We start from the raw sequence: 18497 nt of genomic DNA, 5'->3' as shown, positions 1-18497 counted from the left end.
AGTCGACTTGGATATCGTCGCAGGTTCGCCCGCGGTTCGGCGCCGGTCGGTGTGCCCGGTGGGACAGCGGGACCGATGCCCGCGAATCCGCTGGTTCAATGACCGCATGGACCTGATCCGCCACCTTCGGTTCTTCGTCTCCATCGCGGAGGAAGGGCACTTCGGCAGGGCGGCGGCCGCGCTGGACATGACCCAGCCACCGCTGTCGCAGGGACTTCGGCGGCTCGAACGGCACCTCGGCGTCGACCTCATCCACCGCACCCGGCAGGGGGCCGTGCTCACGTCGGCCGGACAGCAGCTGCTCCCGCGCGCTCGGCTGCTCGTGGACGACGCCGAGCGCCTGCTCGCCGAGTCGCACCGCATCGCGAGTGCCCACGGCGCCGTGCATTGGGGCGCGACAGCGGCGTTGCCCGACCGCGTGGTCACGGCGTGTGTGGGCGCACTGCGCACGGCGGTCGTCCCGGATACCGCGGTGTCCACGACGGTGGGCGCCAGCGTCGACCTGGTCGCCGACGTGCGCTCTGGGCTGTGCGATGTCGCTGTGGTCGAGCATCCCGCGCTGGTCGACGGTGTCGAGGTCCGCCCGGTCGTCAAGATTCCGCGCTGGCTCCTGGTGCCGTCGGATCATCGCAGCGCCGGCGCCGAACGCCCCACCTTTCCCATGCTCGCTGGACTGAGTTTCGCCTGCCCGCCGCGCGCCACCAATCCTCCTGCCTTCGACACCGTGGTGGATCTGTTGCGCGAGCGGGGCCTGGACGCACCGATCGTGCCCGCGCCCGACGATCGCACCGTGTTCGCGGCGGTGGCGGCCGGAACGAGCTTCGGGCTCACCGCCGTGCCCCCATCGTCCACGCCCGGCGTGACCTGGCTGCGCATCGCGCCACAGGCGGTCGCCCTGCGCGTCCGCGTCGTCTACCGTCCGGGCGCTGATGCCCATGCCGATGCCGTCGACCGGGTGCTGTATCGGGAGCGGCTGCGATGAGCACCGCCGAGGACAGGATCCGCGCCGTGTTCGCCGACGCCGGATGCAGCGGCTGGCTGCACGCCCGCCGGTGCGACGGCTCCGCGACCGAGATATCCGTGGGCGGCGACGAGCGGGTGGTGCTCGCGTCGGTGTACAAATTGCCGCTGTTCGTCGCGTTCTGCCGACTCGTCGACGCCGGGCGCCTCGATCCTGCTACCCGGTTGACGGTCACACCCTCCGATTGCACGCCGGGGCCCACCGGCATCGCCGTCATGCGCGACCCGGTCACCATGAGCCTGCGCGACCTCGCGGCTTCGATGATGACCGTCTCCGACAACGCCGCCGCCGATGTCCTGCTCGGCGCGACGGGCCTCGGTGCGGTGGAGGGCCTGCTGGACGATCTCGGCCTCACCCGCACCCGGATCGTAGGCGGTACCGCGGATCTGCACCGCAGCCTCGTCCGCGACACCGACACCCACACCACCGCCGAAGCGTTCGCCGTGCTCGCCGAGAACGACGAGGCATGGTCGGTGTCGGCGTACGACCCGTCGTACACGAGCGCGACGACCCCGGAGGAAATGACCCGGCTCCTGCGCGCACTTTGGAGCGGCACGGTGCTGTCCGACCAGCAGACCGAATTCGTCCGCACCGTCATGCGCCACCAAGTCTGGCCGCACCGCGTCACCGCCGGATTTCCCTACCGCAGTGTGTCGGTCGCAGGCAAAACCGGAACCATCGGGGTTATCCGCAACGAGGTAGCGGTCGTCGAATTTCCCGGCGAGCACCCCGTCGCGGTCGCGATATTCACCCGGGCGGCCCGCGCGGACCCGCACCTGCCCGTTGTCGACGCCGCCATCGCCGAAACCGCTCGCATCGCCGTCACCGAACTCCGCCTTCCCTTACCGCAAGGGTGACGTCACCCAAGGCCCCTGTCGCGTGACAGGGGCCGTTGGCCGATCGCCGCGTCAGGGCTGGCGGGGGCGGGTTCCGGCGGTGGGGCTTGTGCGGTTGTCTTTGCGGCGAGCAAGTCCTGCCAGGCCGGCCAGGCCGAGGAGACCGAGCAAACCCCACAGGCCGGTCTTGTCACTGTGGTCGTCGTCGACGTGGGTTTCTTGGGCCGTCTGTGTGGTCGCGGCAGCAGGAGTCGCTTCCACTATCCCGACTCCGCCGAATGTGAGGGCCAGGGCTGTCAAGGGGATCGCGATGGTCTTGCGCATAGTGCATCACTCCCTTTCGCTGGTTGACCCCCCGGCGGTACCCGGTGGGAAAGATCGGAAACTCAACATGATCGTTTCCCTGCGGCCGACCCGCCGCGGATGCGCTCCCACATCAAGGCATGGTCGAATCAGCGGTCGGCGCGCCAGGCGGGATCGACCAGCGCGCTCGCTCCACAAGGCCCCGGGCCGGTTGTCTCGGAGGCGACCGAAAACGGGCCCTATGCGGCCGTTCCGCGCGCGGAGTGAGCGCGCGGCTTGGTGCGCGACTGCCCTTGCGCCGCGCCGCCGTTGCGACGGCTGCTGCCTTGGCGCACCCCGTCACTGCCCTTGCGCATCCCGTCGCTGCCCTGGCGCGGTCCGCCATTGCTTTGGCGCGGTCCGCCATTGCCTTGGCGCGGTCCGTCACTGCCTTGGCGCACCCCGCCATTGCCCTGCCGCGGTCCGCCATTGCCTCGGCGCGGTCCGCCGCTGCTGCGGTACGGTCCGCCACTGCTGCGGCGGTCGTCTTCCCGTGCCGCCCGCTCGCTGTAGGAGGGCGCGACGAATGGGGCAATCGTGCCGACGAGCTCGGCCACCACGGGCGAGTCGGCGGTGACACGTTGCGGGGTCACCGTGATCTTGGCCTTGCGCATGAGGTCGGCCAGGTCGCGTCGTTCGCCGGGCAGCACCAGGGTGATCACTTCACCGGAGTTGCCTGCGCGCGCGGTACGGCCCGAACGGTGCAGGTACGCCTTGTGTTCGGCGGGCGGATCAACGTGCACGACCAGCTCGACACCGTCGACGTGCACGCCGCGCGCGGCCACATCGGTCGCCACCAGCACCAGGGCATCACCGGCGGCGAAGACCGCGAGGTTGCGGTCGCGGGCACCCTGCGAGAGGTTGCCGTGCAGATCGACGGCCGGAATTCCGGCGAGGGTCAGCTGCTTGGCCAGTTTGCGAGCCTGATGTTTGGTGCGCATGAACAGGATTCGCCGACCCGAGCCCGAGGCGAGCCGGTGGACGACCTCGCGCTTGGCTTCGACGCTCGCGGTCTCGAACACGTGATGGGTCATGGCGGCGACCGGGGAGTTCGCCTCATCGACCGAATGCAGCTTGGCATCCCGCAGGAAGCGGCTGACCAGCTTGTTGACGCCGTTGTCCAGAGTGGCCGAGAACAGCAGGCGCTGACCGGCGTTCGGGGTGGCCGCGAGAATGCGGGTCACGCCTGGCAGGAATCCGAGGTCGGCCATGTGGTCGGCCTCGTCGATAACGGTGATCTCGACGGCATCCAGGGAGATCAGACGTTGGTTCATCAGATCCTCGAGCCTGCCGGGGCAGGCGACGACAATGTCGACACCGGCGCGCAGCGCCCGGACCTGCCGGTTCTGCGGGACCCCACCGAAAATCGTGGTGACGGTCATGCGATAGGCCGCGGCGAGGGGTTCCAGCGCGGCGGCGATCTGGGTGGCCAATTCCCGTGTCGGCGCCAGCACCAGGCCGGTCGGGCGGCTCGGTGCGCGCCTACCGGCGAGGCCGCCGCCCAGACGGTTGACCATCGGAATGGTGAAGGCGAGCGTCTTGCCGCTGCCGGTCCGGCCACGGCCCAGCACGTCGCGTCCGGCCAGCGAATCGGGCAGCGTATCGGTCTGGATCGGAAAAGGTTCGGTGATCCCGGCGCGAGTCAACGCCTTCACCAGCGGTGGGCTCACGCCGAGCGCGGCAAAGGAGATGTCAGCAGTACTCATAGGTGTTGCGGTGCCTTTCGGACATCAGGTGGTGCCCGAGCCGTCTGCGGACCTTCCGGGTCCGCGCCGGAGGCACGAATGGCGAGATTGCCGATGGGCAAAATCGATCGCCGTAAGAAGAGCGGATGCGGCAAGCGCTGGTTGCGCAGCGAATGCGATCTACGACGCTTGGCGTGACATGTCACGCACTTGATCAACAATAGCCTGTGATGGGCGGTTCGTACTCATCGAGTGATGTTTCTCGCCTCTGGCCAGGGCTGGGCCGCCGGGAGTTCGGCCGCCGACAGGAGGATCTCGGCTGCGTCGCGTGCCCGGCGTGCAGCTCGGGGATCGTCATGCATGGCGGCGGTGACCATCGCGCCGTTGGCAAGAATCAGCAGCTGGTCGGCCAACGCTTCCGGAACCGAGCAGTCGGCCAGGAGATCGGCCAGGTAGTCGCGCACCGCGAGTTTGTGCTGCCTGGCGATCCGGCCGACGTCGTCGGAGGTGCCGCCCAGTTCCCCGACCGTGTTGATGAACAGGCAGCCCCGGAAGCCGGGTTCGGCGAACCACTCGAACAAGAAGTCGAACACGGCCAGCACCCGCTCCCGAGGCGTATCCGCATGTGCGTCGACAAAATCGGCGATCGCCGCGCGCACCGCACAGTCGCGCTGCCCCAGTACGGCACGCACGAGATCTGCCTTCGAGGGGAACTGCCGATAGAGACGCTTCAGCGGTACATCCGCCGCGTCGCGTATGGCGTCCATGCCCACCGCTTGTATTCCGCGGTCGTTGAACAAACGCTCGGCGGCGGCAAGCACCCGTAGCGCATCCGATTCATCTTGCACGGCCGACTCCCTTGCGTTGAGAACCATCGTTCTCCTATGCTAACCGTGTCGAGCGAGAACGCTCGTTCTCAGTTGAAGGAGAAGACTTCATGATCGGAGAAGCTGTGACCAAGACCGCGGTACTCGTGCTGAGCGACCCCAAAGGCGGCGACGAAGCTCTCGGCCGGCTGTTCAACGCACTCGCGGCTGCCTACGACTTCGATCAGGCCGGCAACGAGGTCCGTGTGCAGTTCCACGGGGCGGGCACCCGCTGGCCTGAGCTGCTCAACGCGCCCGATCATCCCGCGTACGAGGTCTATCAAGCAGTGCGCCATACCATCGCCGGTGCCTCATGCGGATGCGCCGATGTCTTCGGCAGCAGTCAGGGCGTGCAGGCCAGTGGTATGGACCTGATCAAGGACAACCCGCTGCCGGGCACCTCCGGCCTGGCCAGCCTGCGCGCCCTGGTTGACGACGGATACCGCATCCTTTCGTTCTGACCATGGAGAACTTCTTCGCCCTGACGTTCGGGCCGGATGAGCAGGCGCATCAACGCCGTCAAGGTTCATACGGCCGCTACGAACACGCGCTGTCCGCCGCGCCCGTGCCCGAGGGCATGGGCGCGGCGGAAGCCGAGTTCCTCACCCGTCGCGACAGCTTCTACCTCGCCTCAATGGGACGCAACGGCTGGCCCTACGTTCAGCATCGCGGCGGGCCGACGGGCTTCGTGAAGGTGCTCGGCCCTACTCGATTGGCATGGGCCGAGCGCACCGGCAACCGGCAATACATCACAGCCGGTCACCTCGACAACGACGACCGGGTCGCGATCATCGCAGTCGATTACCCGAACCGCAAGCGGCTCAAGATTCTCGGGCATGCACGGTTCGACCCCGATCCGGACCCCGAAACACTCGACCGACATGGCATCGATGGCAAACTCGAAGGGCTCATAACCGTCGAAGTCGTCGCCTTCGACTGGAACTGCCCGAAACTCATCACTCCACGATTCACCGCGGACGAAGTACGCGTTCTCACCGAACCGCTGCGCGAACGCATCCGGCAACTGGAAACACAACTGGCCGCGCGGCAGAAGGGGACAGCACACGCGTAAGCCGGGAATATCTCCGGTTACCCGAGGGCCTGCTGCATGGCGACTCCGTCGACGTAGGAGTGCTTCTCTTTGACCGCTCCGTCCTCGACCAGAACATAGTCCGCGAGGTCGACGTCGACCTGCTTGCCGGTCGCGGAAGTTCCGGTCAGCCGCCATTGCACCACCCAGAAGTCGTCCCCGACACGCAGCGACACCAGGTGGAAGGTCAGGTCGGGAACCAGGGCGAAGGTCCCTGCGGCGGCCTCGCGGATGGCGGGCCTGCCTCGTGCGGGCTCCTGGCCCGAGTGCAGGTGGAACACCGAGTCGGCGGTGTGCAGTTCGACGATTCGGTCCGGGTCGCGGTCTACCCAGCAGGCGTGGTAGCGCTCGAACAATTCGCGCGTGGCAGTGGTCATGAAGGTGGTCTCCGGTACTCCGTCGTGCGGATCATGCCACCTCAGTGTCGTCGGCGTGCGCCCGTCGCGGCGACGGGCGCACGCCTCCATTTCACCCAAACCCGTTGTGCCCACGCACAATGCGCGCTAGGTTGTCGGTAGTGACTCAGGACACTCGTCCCGCGCACCCGCGCCTGCTCCGCGAGCTGCGGGCGGACCTTGCCGCAATCTCCGAGATGATCACCGCGAGAATCGAGCACGACGAGAAGGACTACGGCGACGCCGTCCTCGCTCACCACGAATTGGCCACGCTCGTCACCGACAGTCTCGCGGCATTGCTGGACGCCATCGCAGGCAGCCGGTACTCGCTCGAACCCGCGCACCGGGCCGGACGCCTCAAAGCCGAGCGAGGCATTCCGCTGGACAGTTTGCTGCACGCGTTCCGCGTCGCGGGCATGGCGTTCTGGGAGGTCATCGTCGAACGCGCTCGGCTCGACGACCGTTCCGCGCTGCCCCAGCTGTCCACCCGGGTATGGGCCACTGTCGACGAGTACTCCGTCGCAGCCGCCGACACCTATCGGCGCGTCGCCTTCACCGGGGGCGACCACCCCGATCAACGGCTGTTGCGCGCCCTGCTCGATCCCGACCTCCCACCCGCACAGCGCGCGGACTTGGGCACCCGGATGCGCCTGCCCGCCCGAGCCACGTTCGTCATCCTGGTCGGTGACATTCGCTTGGCTGCGGCCGGAGTGACCACCGTGCGGACGCTGCTCGCCGACGACCGCGTCACCCTCGCCGCCGCGCACTCGCCGCTCACGCTCGTCCAGGCACTCCACGACGCGACGACGCGCGGCGGCGCCAGCAAACCGTTTACCGACCTGATCCAAGCCCCTGCCGCACTCGGCCAAGCCCGCCTCGCGTTCCAGTGTCTGAGCCCGTCGGACACCGAAATCCACACCTACGCTTCGTCACCGGCCCGTGCTTTGATCGCGGCCCAACCCGCACTCGCCGCGGACCTCCTCGCCGAGACGCTGACCGCGTTCGACCGACTCCACCCCAGTGACGCCGCCGCTCTGGTGCGGACCGCTCTGGCCTGGTACGAGCTCGGCGGTTCCACCTCGGCGGTCGGGGAGCACCTGCACCTGCACCGCAACACGGTCTTGCACCGACTCAAACGGATAGAGCGGCTCACCGGTTCAGCATTCGCGGTGCCCGCTGATGCGGCGCTGTTGTATCTGGCTCTGCAAGCACGGCTGCTCCGGGCACCGGACGACCAGTCCTGACGGCAACGCTTCTCGCGCTGCCGGGGCGGACGCGGGAGCTAGCGGAGTTCGTTGGCAAGCCGTCGTGCCCGATCGCAGTTTTCCCTATCGGTCAGGATGCTGACAGTGGGGACATCGACGTACACCACCTTGTCGCCGAAACGCACCAGCACGCCATGAGCGGGGTGATAGGCGTTCTTGGTGACAGTGCAGAACGCTTCATCGCCGAGCCGGGTGTCGTTCAGGAAGAAGGTTCTCAGCGTTCCTGTGTCCTGGGGGTCGCGGGTGAGGGCTTTCTCCCGCTCACGTCGGAATACAGCCGTCGCATCGCTTCCAGTCTGCGTCCTGGCGAACATTATGCTGCTGCGCACGCGGTCGCCGTCCTTCCATCCGCTGACAGACCGAGCGCAAATGTCCCCTTCCGCCAGCACGTTACTGGCCGTATTCGGGGCCGGAGCGGCGGAAGGCGGGGGCTCGTAATCGAAGCTGCCAACCGTCGTTCCGGCCCCGAGCGCACCGATGACGTCCCTTTCCGACAACTTCTTGCACCCATCGCTGAATTCGTTGATCAGGGGGAGAGCGTAGGCAATAGCTACTATCGACCCGGCTAGCGCGACCGCCGCTACCAGCATGAGCGCCACCGTCGCTGTTACTGTCCGCAGCGTCGTTGCGCGTTCGCGGACGACTGGGGTCTGGATACGCGTCAGCAACCACTGATGGGACTGCTGGGAGATCCGTCGCTTCGGTGTGTCCGGATCGAAGCGCCCTGGGTCAACAACCTTGCGGTCGTTGCGTTTTGCATCCATCGGTACCCTATCCGCGCCTTCGTGCTCGGCAAGCACACTGACGCAGACCGTCGATTCCAGCGCTTTGCGTCATCGTTCCACAGCGTGGTCGGCCGCGAACCGCGCCCCACCGAACGCGAGCAGTGTTCGACACCGATGAGTGGAGCCCGGTCGACGTTGATGCTGAATCTCAATGGTGTGCTCACCGCGAGTTCCGGCGAATTGTTTCCGACATCCTGCTCGCCCCTGCCAACCACACTCGTCCTGGGAACCCACGACCTGCCCTACGCCCAGCGCATCTGTGATCGTGCGTAGCGGAGAACTGAGTGCTGCGCGGGTCACGGCGCTTCGAGGGTGGCCTCCGACCTGCTCGGCTTTTCGGGCAGAGGCGGTCGAAACGACACGACGGGGTAGCCGTGCTCGGGGTCGGTGGTGATCTGCGCCCGCACGCGATACACCTGTTCGACCAAATCGGTGGTGATCACCTGGGTGGGGCGGCCCATCGCGACGATGCGGCCCTCGGCGAGAATCAGTAGCCGGTCGCAGAACATCGCGGCGAGGTTGAGGTCGTGCAACGCAATGTAGCTGGTGACAGGGAGGGACGCGACCAGGGCGAGAATGTCGAGCTGGTGGCGGATGTCGAGGTGGTTGGTCGGTTCGTCGAGAAGCAATTCGCGCGGTCGCTGCGCCAGTGCTCGCGCGATCTGGGTGCGTTGGCGTTCGCCGCCGGACAGTGTGTGCCAGCGGTCGCTCGCTTTGCCGGTCATACCGGTGTGGGACAGGGCTTGTCGCACTGCATCGGCGTCCGCGGCAGCGTCGCCGCCGAAGACGCCGCGATGCGGAATCCGCCCCAGAGACACGACGTCGGTGATGGTGATGTCGACCTCGGTGTCGGCGTGTTGGTCGACGACCGCGACGCGCCGGGCGATCCGGTTGCGGCGCAGCGTCGCGATATCGGTGTCGTCGAGCAGTACCCGGCCGCTGTCGGGGCGGGCGATACCGCTGAGCAGCCGCAACAGCGACGATTTGCCGGAACCGTTGGGGCCGAGCAGGCCGATGGTCTCGCCCGGTTCCGGTTCGACGGTGATGTCGTCGACGATCAGATGCCCGCCGCGGGTCCAGCGGAGCTCCTCGGCACGCAGGGTCATGTCATCGCTCGATTCCGCAGCAACAGCACGATGAACGCAGGCACGCCGATCAGAGCGGTCGCGACACCGACGGGGATCTCGGTGGGCGCGAATAGTGTTCGTGCCGCGACGTCGACCCAGACGGTGAACACAGCGCCTGCGACGACGGCGGTGGGCAGCAGTCTGCTGTGGCGCGGCCCGACCAGGAAGCGGGCCGCGTGGGGCAGCACGAGCCCGACGAAACCGATCGCCCCTGCCGCGCTGACCAGTGCCGCGGTCATCAACGCGGTGACTCCGAGCAGTAGTGCCCTGGTTGCCCGCACCGGGATGCCGAGCGACGCGGCGGAGGCTGCGCCGAAGGTGAACGCGTCCAGGGCAGCGGCCCGGCTGAAGCAGATCACCAGACCGATACCGGTCACTGTGGCGCACACGACCACGTCGGACCAGTCCGCGCCCGCGAGCGAACCGAGCAACCAGAACAGCACTCCGCGGGTTTGTTCGGCGTCGGCGCTGGAGACCACGATGAACGAGGTGAGGGCGGAGAACAATTGAGTTCCGGCGACACCGGCGAGCACGATCCGCGCGGTGCCACCGCCTGCCGCCGCTGCCAGGATCAGCACCAGCGCGAACGCGGCCACCGCGCCGCCGAAGGCACCGGCGGCCAGCGAGATCGCCCCCGCGCCGAGCCCGAGCACCGCGACCAGCACCGCGCCGGTGGAAGCGCCCGCGGAGATGCCGAGAACGAACGGGTCGGCGAGCGGGTTACGCAGGACCGACTGCAGGATCGTCCCGCACAACGCCAGCCCGGCGCCACACACCGCGGCGAGCAGGGTTCTGGGCAGCCGCAACTCCCACACGATGCCGTCCTTGATCCGGCTCACCTCGGCCCGGCCGAACCCGAGATGTTCGCCCACCACCGCGTACACCTCACCCACCGACAGCTCGGCCGGGCCGATGGTCAAAGCGATCGCGATCGAGCCCACCAGCACCACGCAGCCCACGGCCAGCCCGACCGCTGTGACGGCGCTACCGCGTCGCGGGGCGAGCCCGGTCAGCGGACCGGTCCCCACTGCGCCAGCGCCGCGGCGAGCTTCTCCACGCCGTCCACGGTGCGCAGTGACGGGTTCAGGTCAGCGCCGCTGACCACGACGAAGCGCTTCTCCCGCACCGCGGTCATTCGCGAGGTCACCGGGTTGGCGTGCAAGAACGCGATTTTGCTGTCGAGTGCGTCTCCGTCGATGGTGCGCCTGCTCAGATCGGCCAGCACCAACACCGAAGGATCGCGGTCGGCGACGGTTTCCCAGCTGACCTGCGGCCACTCGTCGGTCGTGTCGGCGAAGATGTTCTTCGCGCCGACCGCGTTGGCGATGATGCCGGAGGAACCGCAGCAACCGGCCATATACGGTGTGCGCAGGTCGGAGAACCAGAACGCCATGGTCGTTCCTGCGTGCGATCCGGCGGTGGCCGTCGCCGACTCGAGCCGTTGCCGCAGCGAAGCGATCAGAGTCTCACCACGGTCCTCGACGTCGAAGATCGTTGCCAGCTGCCGGATCTCGGTGTAGACGGAATCGATGCGTAGCGGCTCGGTGCGGGCGCCGTCGGAATTCACACTCACCGCGGACTTGCCGTCACAGTCGGTCGGGGACAGATAGGTGGGCACGCCGAGCTGGTCGAAGCGGTCACGATCGGCGACGCCTCCAGGTCCCAGGGTGCCGCCGAAGGACGCGGAGACGAAATCGGGCTCGGCGCCGAGCACCACCTCGAGGGAGGGCTTGTTGTCGGCGAGCCGAGGCACCTTCGTGTTCGCGTCGGCCAGGTCGGCGCGCACGGGGTCGGTCCAGGTGGCGGTGCCGACGAGGCGGTCGGCCAGACCGAGAGACAGCAGGATTTCGGCCGATCCCTGATTCAGTGCGACCGCCCGCTGCGGTGGCGAGTCGATGGTGACCGAGCGACCGCAGTTCTGCAGCGTGAGCGGAAAGCCGTCGTGCGAACCGCCCGCTGTGTCGGCAGCCGGGTCGGCGTTTCCGCATCCGGCGATGGCCAGTGTCGAGGTGAGAACCGATAGGACACAGAGGTGCCGCAAGGCCAGGCGCATCGCGCGTGAACTCCTTCGTCAGGGCTCGATCGCGGAGCCTCGAAAGTGGTGCGACGATCGCCGAGTAGTCGGGCTTCGGCCCCCTCGAGCCGTTACCGTTGCGCGTCAGCCCCGGATTCACACCGGTGTTCCCTCGACAATCGCTGCGCTGATGATACCCGGACGACCGGGCCTCGACGGACGGGCCGAGGCAGGCCAGTGTCAGCGCGCTGAGCAGACAGCTTTTCGATGGCGCCGATCTCGCGGATCACCGGGTCGAGTTCCGAGCCGGTCAGCACGTAGCGCTTGCCCTGGACCGCTCGCATCCGCTGGTCGCCGATTCGACTCGAGAGATCCGATCTTCGATGCGGCCTGGGGAAACTGTCGGCCGCGCAAGGTGTCTCGTGAACGTTCGTTTTTGATTCAGGACCGCCCGCGGCTCCCATTCAAGAGAAGACGATGACGGATTTCGCCGCGAAGTGGCGGCGGATAGGCTGCGGTCACTGCCGATCAGCGAACGTGGCCGTGGTGCGCGGAATACGCTGCGCCCATTCCGGTATCCAGACCTCGGTAGCGGGTGCTTCCGCTCGTCTGGAGTGGAGGTAGTCGCGAAGTTTGATGAGGCCGGGGTGCGGATTGTCGTCGCGCCAGATTATCGACATCGGGTAGACCGGTGTCGGGTGACGCACCGGTATGCGTCGCAGGTCGTAGCTGTCGGGCCACAGATATCGCGAGCGTTCGCCGATCAGGGTCGCCAGATCGGAGGAGTCGGCGATTTCGTCCAGCAGGGCCTCTTTGGCGAAGACCGGGCCGAGTACGTCGATGGTGAACCCGAAGGTGGTGGTGAGTTCGGTGTAGTAGTCGGCTACCTCGCCGCGGGCAGGAAGGCCGGGCATCCAGATTCGGTGTCCGGCCAGTTGCGCGGGTGTGACAACGCGGGCGTTGGCGAGTGGGTGGCGGGGGCCGACGAGCAGCTGGTGCGGCTCGTCGATCACTCGGGCAGTGCTGATCGCCTTGGGCAGATGCTGCTGCGGGGGGACGGCGTGGAAGGTGGCGTCGATCGTTCCGGCTTCCACAGCGGCGATCGCTGCGTCGACGTCGGCATCGAGAGTGACGACGTCCAGCTCGATGTCAGGATACGTGCGGTGGAAGTCCTGCAGGAGCACGGCCGTGACGACGCGCCGGGCGACGACATCTACGCGTAGCACGCGTCGGCCCGGGCGTACGGAGGCGTCGGCGCGGTCGGCGACCCGAAGCACTTCACGGGCGTGGGGCAGGAATGCCTGGCCGTCGATCGTGAGCTGGGCGCCGCGGGCCGTGCGGGCGAACAAGCGCACATCCAGGTATTTCTCCAGAGTCGCGATGCGCTTGGAGACCGCCTGCTGGGTGATCGACAGGTGCGCGGCGGCTTCCTGGAATTGGCCGGCGTCCGCTGCGACGACGAAGGTGCGCACGGCATCCAGATCCACGCTGCAAACCCTACCTGCACAACATATGGTTGTGGCTCGCCGCCACAGCGGTTGTTTGATTCCGCATCCTCGGCCTTGCTTGGATCACAGCGATCAACAGCGAGTTGTTCGAAACGGGAGGTACGGAGCGTGGTGGCCAGACGATCCCTGGGCCGGCGATTCGGATGGCTGTGGGCGTCCTACGCAGTCAGCGCCTACGGCTCCGGGCTGGGGTTCGGTGCGATACCGCTGATCGCCGTGCTGGTATTGCACGCCAGCCCCTTGCAGGTGTCCGTGCTGTCAGCGGTGGGGCCGGCAGTGGGTGCGCTGATCGCGTTGCCGCTCGGGCCGTGGGTGGAGTTTCGCCGCAAGCGGCCGGTGATGATCACGATGGATCTGGCGCGGTTCGCGGTCATGGCGACGATCCCGCTGGCTTACGCCTTCGGCCGGCTCGGTTTCGTCCAGTTGCTGGTCGTCTCGGCCGTGGTTGCCGCTGCGAAGATCGCCTTCAATGCGGCGAGCGGCGCCTATCTGAAGGCACTCGTGCGGCCGGAGGATCTGCTCGTGGCCAATGCGCGGTTCGAGTCCACGAACTGGAGTTCCATCGCTGTCGGGCCGCCACTGGGTGGGGCGGCGATCGGCCTGTTCGGGCCGGTCGCCACCGTGGTGGCCGACGCGGTCAGCTACCTGCTCTCCGCGTTGGGCGTCACGGCGATTCGCGGACGAGAGGAACACCCGCAGCGAAACGACAAGCACCGGGTCCGGACCAGCGAGTTGTTCGATGGCTGGCGACACCTGCTGGCTCATCCCGTCCTACGGGCGCTCTACCTCAACCAGCTGCTCGTCAGCGGACTGATCATGGCCACCGAGCCGCTGTTGGCGGTGCTGCTGCTGCGCCAGCTCGGATTCCCGCCCTGGCAGTACGGCCTCGCCTTCGCCGCCCCCTGCCTCGGCGGACTCATCGGCTCACGCCTCGCCGGCCGTGTGGTGGCGCGGTACGGCCAACACCGGGTCCTGCGTACCGTCGGCGCGCTGCGCGCGGTCTGGCTGATCGGCCTCGTGTTCGTCCAGCCCGGTGTCGTCGGCCTCGTCACTGTGATCGTTGTCGAGCTCGCGATCATCATCAGCATGAGCCTGTACAACCCGGTACTGGCCACCTATCGACTCGAGCACACACCAGCGGACCGCGTCGCCCGTACCCTGTCGGCCTGGTCGATCAGCAGCGGCGCCTCCATCGCCATTCTCAGCGCGCTCGGTGGACTGCTCGCCGACGCCACCAGCCCACGCACCGCTATCACGGTCGCCGGACTACTGATCCTCGCCAGCCCGCTGCTGCTGCCCCACCGCCAGGATTGCCCACCTACACCCGATCTTGCGGTGGCAACAGCTTCTGCCCGACCACAGCCAGGCGGCGGCTCGAATGAGGCCGAATAGCGAGGCCGCCAACTGTTTTCAGATGCCAAGCCACGCAACAGCAAGAACTGGCCCCGAGCCACACATCAGACACCGCGGCTGAGCCGCCCATGCAGGAAAGGCGCAATTCATGACTGTCACCGCACTCGACTCCTCCACCGCGCTGGTCATCATCGACTTGCAGAACGCCATCATCGACGCTCCCACGGTCCCCTACACCGGCCCCGAGGTGCTGGCCCGGGCGGTCGAGCTGGCCCACGCCTTCCGCGAACACAGCGCTCCGGTCGTCCTGGTGCGGGTCACGGCCCGTGCGGACGGATCGTATGCAGCTCCGGGTCGCAACGAGCTCCGTAGCCAGCCCGGTTCTTTGCCCGACGGCTGGGATGTCGTCGTCGATGACCTCGCCGGCCACCCTGACGACATCACAGTCACCAAGCGCACCTGGGGCGCCTTCCACGGAACCGACCTCGATCTGCAACTGCGCCGCCGCGGCGTCACGCAGATCGTGCTGGCCGGGCTCACCACCAGCATCGGCGTGGAGTCGACCGCCCGCGCCGCCTACGAACACGGCTACCGCGTCACGCTCGCGACGGACGCCATGGCCGATCTGGACGCGGAGGCGCACCGCAACAGCGTCGAACGGATCTTTCCTCTCCTCGGCGAGACCGGTTGCACCACCGAGATCGTTGAAATGCTTGCCGAGACCCGCAACTGAGACCCGGACGCCCTGCACGCGCAGCTCGGAAATGGAAGGTTGCCTGACGCGGTACTAGCAGCGTTCATACTGACTCGCGTAGGCCTGCGACTCCGGTGAAACATCGCGCCAGGATGGCTGGCAACCGCCGATGAAGACCGCGAAAGCGGGGCCGTTGCGTGTTTCGATCGTGTAGTCGACCACGGCACCGGGTTGGGCCAAGTAGGGAAGATGCCGTTCGGCGAGTTGTGTTGCCTGCGCAGCGGTGAGTTGCTTTCCGACAGGAGGAAATATCGCGACGTCCAGGGTGCGGCCTGCTTTGCCGGGTGGGTCGTATACGGAAATCTCGACGAAGAATGGGGTGGGTTGATCGGTCAGGAACCACTCCCACATCTCGAGTTCGCTATTGGACGGGAAGCGGAGTCGGTTGGGCGGGAAGATGGGTCGGCGGCCCGAGTTGAGCCACCCGGCTTCCAGTCTCGAGTGATTCTTGAACCCGCTCTCCACAGCAAGGGTGGCCACCGTCCAATCGTTGGGCGCCAGTTCGGGAAAGTCCTGGATGACTCGGCGCATCGCCGCGGTGGCATGGTGGGGTTCGGCCTCGGAGCCCGCCGAGACGCTGATGACGTTGCTCATCTGGTCTACGTCGATGCCGCGTGACGACCAGTCCACCTGTGTGCCGGGGGCCGAGACTCTGACCCAGGTGTGTGCCGAGTTCGCTTCCCTGCTCACGTCCCGACCGAACCGCCAATTCGCAGAATAAGAGTCCGTCATCCGGTCGAGATCGACCTCGGTCTGGTCGCCTTTGTAGCGCGGCGGAAGCTGCTGGGCTCCCATGGCACGCACCACGGACGCGGCCTCGTCCGGTGTGGCTCCATCCTCGAGTTGCACATTCAGCTGGGAATGGTACGTGCGGGACTTGCCCTCGTAATCGAACAAATGTGACGCATCGACCACCCCCGGAAGAGCCTGGATGGCCGTCTCGATCACCTGCGACCAGCTGTCACGCTCGGCCTGGTCGGGTCCATGCACCGGTATAGAACATCCAGTCAGCGGGATTACCGCCATCATCGATATCACGGCGGGGACGGTGAAGCGCATAGCGTGCATCCTGCCAGCAGTCCGCGTGTGCCAGGTGGCTGAGGAAGGGAGGCACGTGAGTACGTCTGCGTCGCAGCGCGATACGGCTAGAAATCCCGATGCGTCAACGGTCTCACCGGTCACCGGCCGCGGATCAACCGCCAATTCGGGCAGTTACGGCATCAACCTTTCTGGATGCGGCACTAGCTCAGCGTGTTCAGAGCCGCCGCGTCGTACGGCTTCAACTCATCGATCCGCCCCGCCAGGACCTTGGACGCCCACTGCGGGTCCTGGAGCAGGGCGCGACCGACGGCGACCAAGTCGAATTCGTCGCGCTCCAGGCGATCGATGAGGTTGTCGAGGCTGCCGAGTTCGGCGCCCTTGCCGGTGAACGCGCGGAGAAAGTCGCCGTCGAGGCCGACCGAGCCGACGGTGATGGTGGGCTTGCCGGTGAGTTTCTTGGTCCAGCCTGCCAGGTTCAGGTCCGAGCCGTCGAACTCCGGGAGCCAGTAGCGACGGGTGGAGGCGTGGAAGGCGTCTACGCCGGCCGCGGCGAGCGGAGCCAGGATCGCCTCCAGCTCGTGCGGAGTCTCGGCGAGCCGGCCGTCGTAGGCTTCCTGCTTCCACTGCGAGTAACGGAAGATCACCGGGAAGCTGGGGGAGACGGCCGCCCGGACCGCGGCCACGACCTCGGACGCAAATCTCGTACGAGCCACGGGATCACCGCCGTAGACATCGTCGCGGCGGTTCGTCCGCGCCCACAGGAACTGGTCGAGGAGATAGCCGTGAGCACCGTGCAGTTCGACGCCGTCGAAGCCGATCCGCTCGGCGTCCGCCGCGGCCTCGGCAAAGGCGCCGATGACGTCGTCCAGGTCCCGCTGGGTCATCGCCTTACCGGTACCCTCCGTGCCGTCGACGCGAATACCGGAGGGGCCGACGGCGGGCGCGTCGGGGTAGGGCGCGTCGCCCTGGTTGCGGACCATGCCGATGTGCCACAGCTGCGGCACGATCGTGCCGCCCGCCGCGTGTACGTCCTCGGCGACCTTCGCCCACCCTGCCAACTGCTCTTCACCGTGGAACCGTGGCACACGGTCACTCTGCCCGGCGGATTCGTGGCCGACGTAGGTGCCCTCGGTGACGATCAGGCCCACGCCGTTGGCGGCGCGGCGGGCATAGTACGACCGCACGTCGTCACCCGGAATGCCGCCGGGGGAGAACATGCGCGTCATCGGTGCCATCACGATGCGGTTCGGGACGGTCAGGCCGTTCAGCGTGACGGGCCGGGACAGGATCTCGGCCGTGCGGGACGCCTGGGACGCGGTGACGCTCACTGGATGACTCCTGGTGGTACTCGAGAAGGTCGATGGTTGAGAACTTCAAGCAATGCCGACACCGTAGAGGTAGATATTTGAGATGGTCAAGTTTCTGCGGATAGGGTGGTTCTCATGGCAGAAGCTCCCCGCGTCGACACGGCCCAGCTCATGGAGCTGCTCTCGGTGGCCCTCGGCACCTACTACGGTGACTTCACCGCCGCGGCGGCGAGTGAGAACCTCACGGCGAGCCAGGGCAAGACGCTGACCGTGCTGCGCCGGGGGCCCGTCGCGATGCGCACCCTGGCCGAGACCTTGGTCTGCGACGCCTCCAACGTCACCGGGATCATCAACCGGCTGGAGAAGCGTGGCTTCGTGCGCCGGGAGGCCAGCACATCCGATCGGCGCGTCACCAATCTCGTCATCACGCCCGAGGGCGAGCAGGTGATCGACACGATCCGGGCGAGAATGCGCGCCACCCAAGACGGCCTGAACAGGCTCAGCGACCAGGACCGGAATTGTCTGTACGCACTGCTGGAACGGGTTTTCCTGGCCCGGCTCGATACCCGATCGGACTCACCTGCATCGGTCGCCGGTCGCTAGGCGCCGACGACTCCGGTCCCATCGCCCGCACTGTGTAGCACACCGCCGTACCCGGCGAGGCGCGACCGTGGTCGGCGCAGCGAGTTGTCGATGGCTGTCACCGTCGGGGTGACGGAACCGAAGCCCACCTTGGTGGGATCGAACCACATTGTGGGTGGGTTGCCGCGCACCCTGGGTGCCCTTTCGGCGTGGCCCGGCGTCGATGAGGCTTGACCGCGTCACCACGAGAGCGGGACCGCCTCGCCACACGAAACGAAGGAGCACCTCACTTGACGACCAACCAGCGCTCGACCCGCCGCACCCACCGGTTCGCACGCGCCGTGGCGCTCGCCGCGGCACCCGCCCTGCTGGGCGTGGGCCTGGTGACGGCCGGCGTCGCCCAAGCCTCTCAGGATCCCAACCTGCCGACCTGTCGCTGGCCCAATCTGGTGTGCGGTCCGCAGACCAATCTGACCCCCGGTGGTCAGACCAACCTCACCCCTGGCGGCCAAACCAACCTCACCCC

Annotated in this window: 20 protein-coding genes; 9 read left to right on the top strand and 11 right to left on the bottom strand. The window is 67.2% G+C overall.

The features are described from left to right. Nucleotides 1–106: 106 nt before the first annotated feature. Together HOV91_RS25780 and HOV91_RS25775 are read left to right on the top strand one after the other, a co-directional pair. Nucleotides 107–982, top strand: coding sequence for a LysR family transcriptional regulator (locus HOV91_RS25780; RefSeq protein ID WP_174187983.1), 876 nt, complete (start codon nucleotides 107–109; stop codon nucleotides 980–982). Continuing rightward, nucleotides 979–1878 (top strand): serine hydrolase, encoded by a 900-nt coding sequence (locus HOV91_RS25775; protein WP_174187982.1) that lies wholly within the window; start codon nucleotides 979–981, stop codon nucleotides 1876–1878. Before HOV91_RS25780 ends, HOV91_RS25775 begins: the two co-directional genes overlap by 4 nt. 51 nt (nucleotides 1879–1929) lie before the next feature. Here HOV91_RS25775 and HOV91_RS25770 read toward each other — a convergent pair whose 3' ends face one another. The 3 genes from HOV91_RS25770 to HOV91_RS25760 all read right to left on the bottom strand — a co-directional run bounded on the left by HOV91_RS25770 (nucleotide 1930) and on the right by HOV91_RS25760 (nucleotide 4705). Beyond that, nucleotides 1930–2181: a WGxxGxxG family protein gene (locus tag HOV91_RS25770; protein ID WP_174187981.1), complete on the bottom strand. Its 252-nt coding sequence runs from the start codon at nucleotides 2179–2181 to the stop codon at nucleotides 1930–1932. 218 nt (nucleotides 2182–2399) lie between these two features. Continuing rightward, a complete protein-coding gene (locus HOV91_RS25765; protein ID WP_246350819.1) occupies nucleotides 2400–3905 on the bottom strand; it encodes a DEAD/DEAH box helicase in 1506 nt (501 codons plus the stop codon). Between the two features lie 224 nt (nucleotides 3906–4129). Beyond that, complete coding sequence (locus HOV91_RS25760; RefSeq protein ID WP_312884771.1) at nucleotides 4130–4705, bottom strand: TetR/AcrR family transcriptional regulator; 576 nt, start codon at nucleotides 4703–4705, stop codon at nucleotides 4130–4132. A 131-nt stretch (nucleotides 4706–4836) separates the two neighbouring features. Here HOV91_RS25760 and HOV91_RS25755 point away from each other — a divergent pair, with 131 nt between their 5' ends. Both HOV91_RS25755 and HOV91_RS25750 read left to right on the top strand, forming a co-directional pair. Then, on the top strand, nucleotides 4837–5211 hold the full coding sequence (locus tag HOV91_RS25755; protein ID WP_217441147.1) for a DsrE family protein: 375 nt from the start codon (nucleotides 4837–4839) through the stop codon (nucleotides 5209–5211). 2 nt (nucleotides 5212–5213) lie between these two features. Further along, nucleotides 5214–5822: a pyridoxamine 5'-phosphate oxidase family protein gene (locus HOV91_RS25750; protein WP_174187978.1), complete on the top strand. Its 609-nt coding sequence runs from the start codon at nucleotides 5214–5216 to the stop codon at nucleotides 5820–5822. 17 nt (nucleotides 5823–5839) lie between these two features. Here HOV91_RS25750 and HOV91_RS25745 read toward each other — a convergent pair whose 3' ends face one another. After that, nucleotides 5840–6217, bottom strand: a complete 378-nt coding sequence (locus HOV91_RS25745) for a nuclear transport factor 2 family protein (protein WP_174187977.1) — start codon at nucleotides 6215–6217, stop codon at nucleotides 5840–5842. Between the two features lie 140 nt (nucleotides 6218–6357). Between HOV91_RS25745 and HOV91_RS40860 the strand changes: the two genes are divergently transcribed. After that, a complete protein-coding gene (locus HOV91_RS40860) occupies nucleotides 6358–7479 on the top strand; it encodes an RsbRD N-terminal domain-containing protein (RefSeq protein WP_174187976.1) in 1122 nt (373 codons plus the stop codon). A 38-nt stretch (nucleotides 7480–7517) separates the two neighbouring features. Here the strand turns inward: HOV91_RS40860 and HOV91_RS25735 are convergent, their stop codons facing one another. From HOV91_RS25735 to HOV91_RS25715, 5 genes are all read right to left on the bottom strand, one after another. Next, complete coding sequence (locus tag HOV91_RS25735; protein ID WP_174187975.1) at nucleotides 7518–8264, bottom strand: hypothetical protein; 747 nt, start codon at nucleotides 8262–8264, stop codon at nucleotides 7518–7520. Between the two features lie 317 nt (nucleotides 8265–8581). Beyond that, entirely contained in the window at nucleotides 8582–9391 is an 810-nt protein-coding gene (locus tag HOV91_RS25730) for an ABC transporter ATP-binding protein (protein ID WP_174187974.1), read from the bottom strand. After that, the gene (locus HOV91_RS25725; protein WP_217441155.1) at nucleotides 9388–10425 is read right to left on the bottom strand and encodes a FecCD family ABC transporter permease; all 1038 of its coding nucleotides are present in this window, start codon (nucleotides 10423–10425) and stop codon (nucleotides 9388–9390) included. Before HOV91_RS25725 ends, HOV91_RS25730 begins: the two co-directional genes overlap by 4 nt. Next, nucleotides 10422–11465, bottom strand: a complete 1044-nt coding sequence (locus HOV91_RS25720) for an ABC transporter substrate-binding protein (protein ID WP_174187972.1) — start codon at nucleotides 11463–11465, stop codon at nucleotides 10422–10424. Before HOV91_RS25720 ends, HOV91_RS25725 begins: the two co-directional genes overlap by 4 nt. A 479-nt stretch (nucleotides 11466–11944) precedes the next feature. After that, nucleotides 11945–12913, bottom strand: a complete 969-nt coding sequence (locus tag HOV91_RS25715; protein WP_174187971.1) for a LysR family transcriptional regulator — start codon at nucleotides 12911–12913, stop codon at nucleotides 11945–11947. A gap of 132 nt (nucleotides 12914–13045) precedes the next feature. On the opposite strand from HOV91_RS25715, the gene HOV91_RS25710 reads away from it, so the two are divergent. Together HOV91_RS25710 and HOV91_RS25705 are read left to right on the top strand one after the other, a co-directional pair. Continuing rightward, nucleotides 13046–14326, top strand: a complete 1281-nt coding sequence (locus HOV91_RS25710; protein ID WP_312884770.1) for an MFS transporter — start codon at nucleotides 13046–13048, stop codon at nucleotides 14324–14326. Between the two features lie 109 nt (nucleotides 14327–14435). After that, nucleotides 14436–15020 carry an isochorismatase family protein gene (locus HOV91_RS25705; protein WP_174187969.1) on the top strand — a complete coding sequence of 195 codons (585 nt, stop codon included), beginning with the start codon at nucleotides 14436–14438 and terminating at the stop codon, nucleotides 15018–15020. Nucleotides 15021–15074: 54 nt separating this feature from the next. On the opposite strand, the gene HOV91_RS25700 is transcribed toward HOV91_RS25705, so the two are convergent. Together HOV91_RS25700 and HOV91_RS25695 are read right to left on the bottom strand one after the other, a co-directional pair. Beyond that, entirely contained in the window at nucleotides 15075–16100 is a 1026-nt protein-coding gene (locus tag HOV91_RS25700; protein ID WP_174187968.1) for a hypothetical protein, read from the bottom strand. A gap of 182 nt (nucleotides 16101–16282) precedes the next feature. Next, on the bottom strand, nucleotides 16283–17410 hold the full coding sequence (locus HOV91_RS25695) for an NADH:flavin oxidoreductase (RefSeq protein ID WP_174187967.1): 1128 nt from the start codon (nucleotides 17408–17410) through the stop codon (nucleotides 16283–16285). A 114-nt stretch (nucleotides 17411–17524) separates the two neighbouring features. Here HOV91_RS25695 and HOV91_RS25690 point away from each other — a divergent pair, with 114 nt between their 5' ends. Together HOV91_RS25690 and HOV91_RS25685 are read left to right on the top strand one after the other, a co-directional pair. Continuing rightward, nucleotides 17525–17992, top strand: a complete 468-nt coding sequence (locus HOV91_RS25690; RefSeq protein WP_246350816.1) for a MarR family winged helix-turn-helix transcriptional regulator — start codon at nucleotides 17525–17527, stop codon at nucleotides 17990–17992. A gap of 269 nt (nucleotides 17993–18261) precedes the next feature. Continuing rightward, nucleotides 18262–18497 (top strand): hypothetical protein (locus HOV91_RS25685; protein ID WP_174187966.1); only part of this gene is annotated, 236 nt, incomplete at its 3' end.

It is taken from the genome of Nocardia barduliensis (assembly GCF_013315795.1).
In the GTDB taxonomy this organism is placed as follows: domain Bacteria; phylum Actinomycetota; class Actinomycetes; order Mycobacteriales; family Mycobacteriaceae; genus Nocardia; species Nocardia barduliensis.
The sequence above is the reverse complement of the archived record's forward strand: the minus strand, read 5'-3'. Positions and strand labels throughout refer to the sequence as shown.

Bases quoted from the DNA above. Each gene is read 5' to 3' on its own strand.
- HOV91_RS25780 (WP_174187983.1), top strand. From the start codon at position 107: ATGGACCTGATCCGCCACCTTCGGTTCTTCGTCTCCATCGCGGAGGAA.
- HOV91_RS25775 (WP_174187982.1), top strand. From the start codon at position 979: ATGAGCACCGCCGAGGACAGGATCCGCGCCGTGTTCGCCGACGCCGGA.
- HOV91_RS25770 (WP_174187981.1), bottom strand. From the start codon at position 2,181: ATGCGCAAGACCATCGCGATCCCCTTGACAGCCCTGGCCCTCACATTC.
- HOV91_RS25765 (WP_246350819.1), bottom strand. From the start codon at position 3,905: ATGAGTACTGCTGACATCTCCTTTGCCGCGCTCGGCGTGAGCCCACCG.
- HOV91_RS25750 (WP_174187978.1), top strand. From the start codon at position 5,214: ATGGAGAACTTCTTCGCCCTGACGTTCGGGCCGGATGAGCAGGCGCAT.
- HOV91_RS25745 (WP_174187977.1), bottom strand. From the start codon at position 6,217: ATGACCACTGCCACGCGCGAATTGTTCGAGCGCTACCACGCCTGCTGG.
- HOV91_RS25735 (WP_174187975.1), bottom strand. From the start codon at position 8,264: ATGGATGCAAAACGCAACGACCGCAAGGTTGTTGACCCAGGGCGCTTC.
- HOV91_RS25730 (WP_174187974.1), bottom strand. From the start codon at position 9,391: ATGACCCTGCGTGCCGAGGAGCTCCGCTGGACCCGCGGCGGGCATCTG.
- HOV91_RS25720 (WP_174187972.1), bottom strand. From the start codon at position 11,465: ATGCGCCTGGCCTTGCGGCACCTCTGTGTCCTATCGGTTCTCACCTCG.
- HOV91_RS25705 (WP_174187969.1), top strand. From the start codon at position 14,436: ATGACTGTCACCGCACTCGACTCCTCCACCGCGCTGGTCATCATCGAC.
- HOV91_RS25700 (WP_174187968.1), bottom strand. From the start codon at position 16,100: ATGCGCTTCACCGTCCCCGCCGTGATATCGATGATGGCGGTAATCCCG.
- HOV91_RS25690 (WP_246350816.1), top strand. From the start codon at position 17,525: ATGGCAGAAGCTCCCCGCGTCGACACGGCCCAGCTCATGGAGCTGCTC.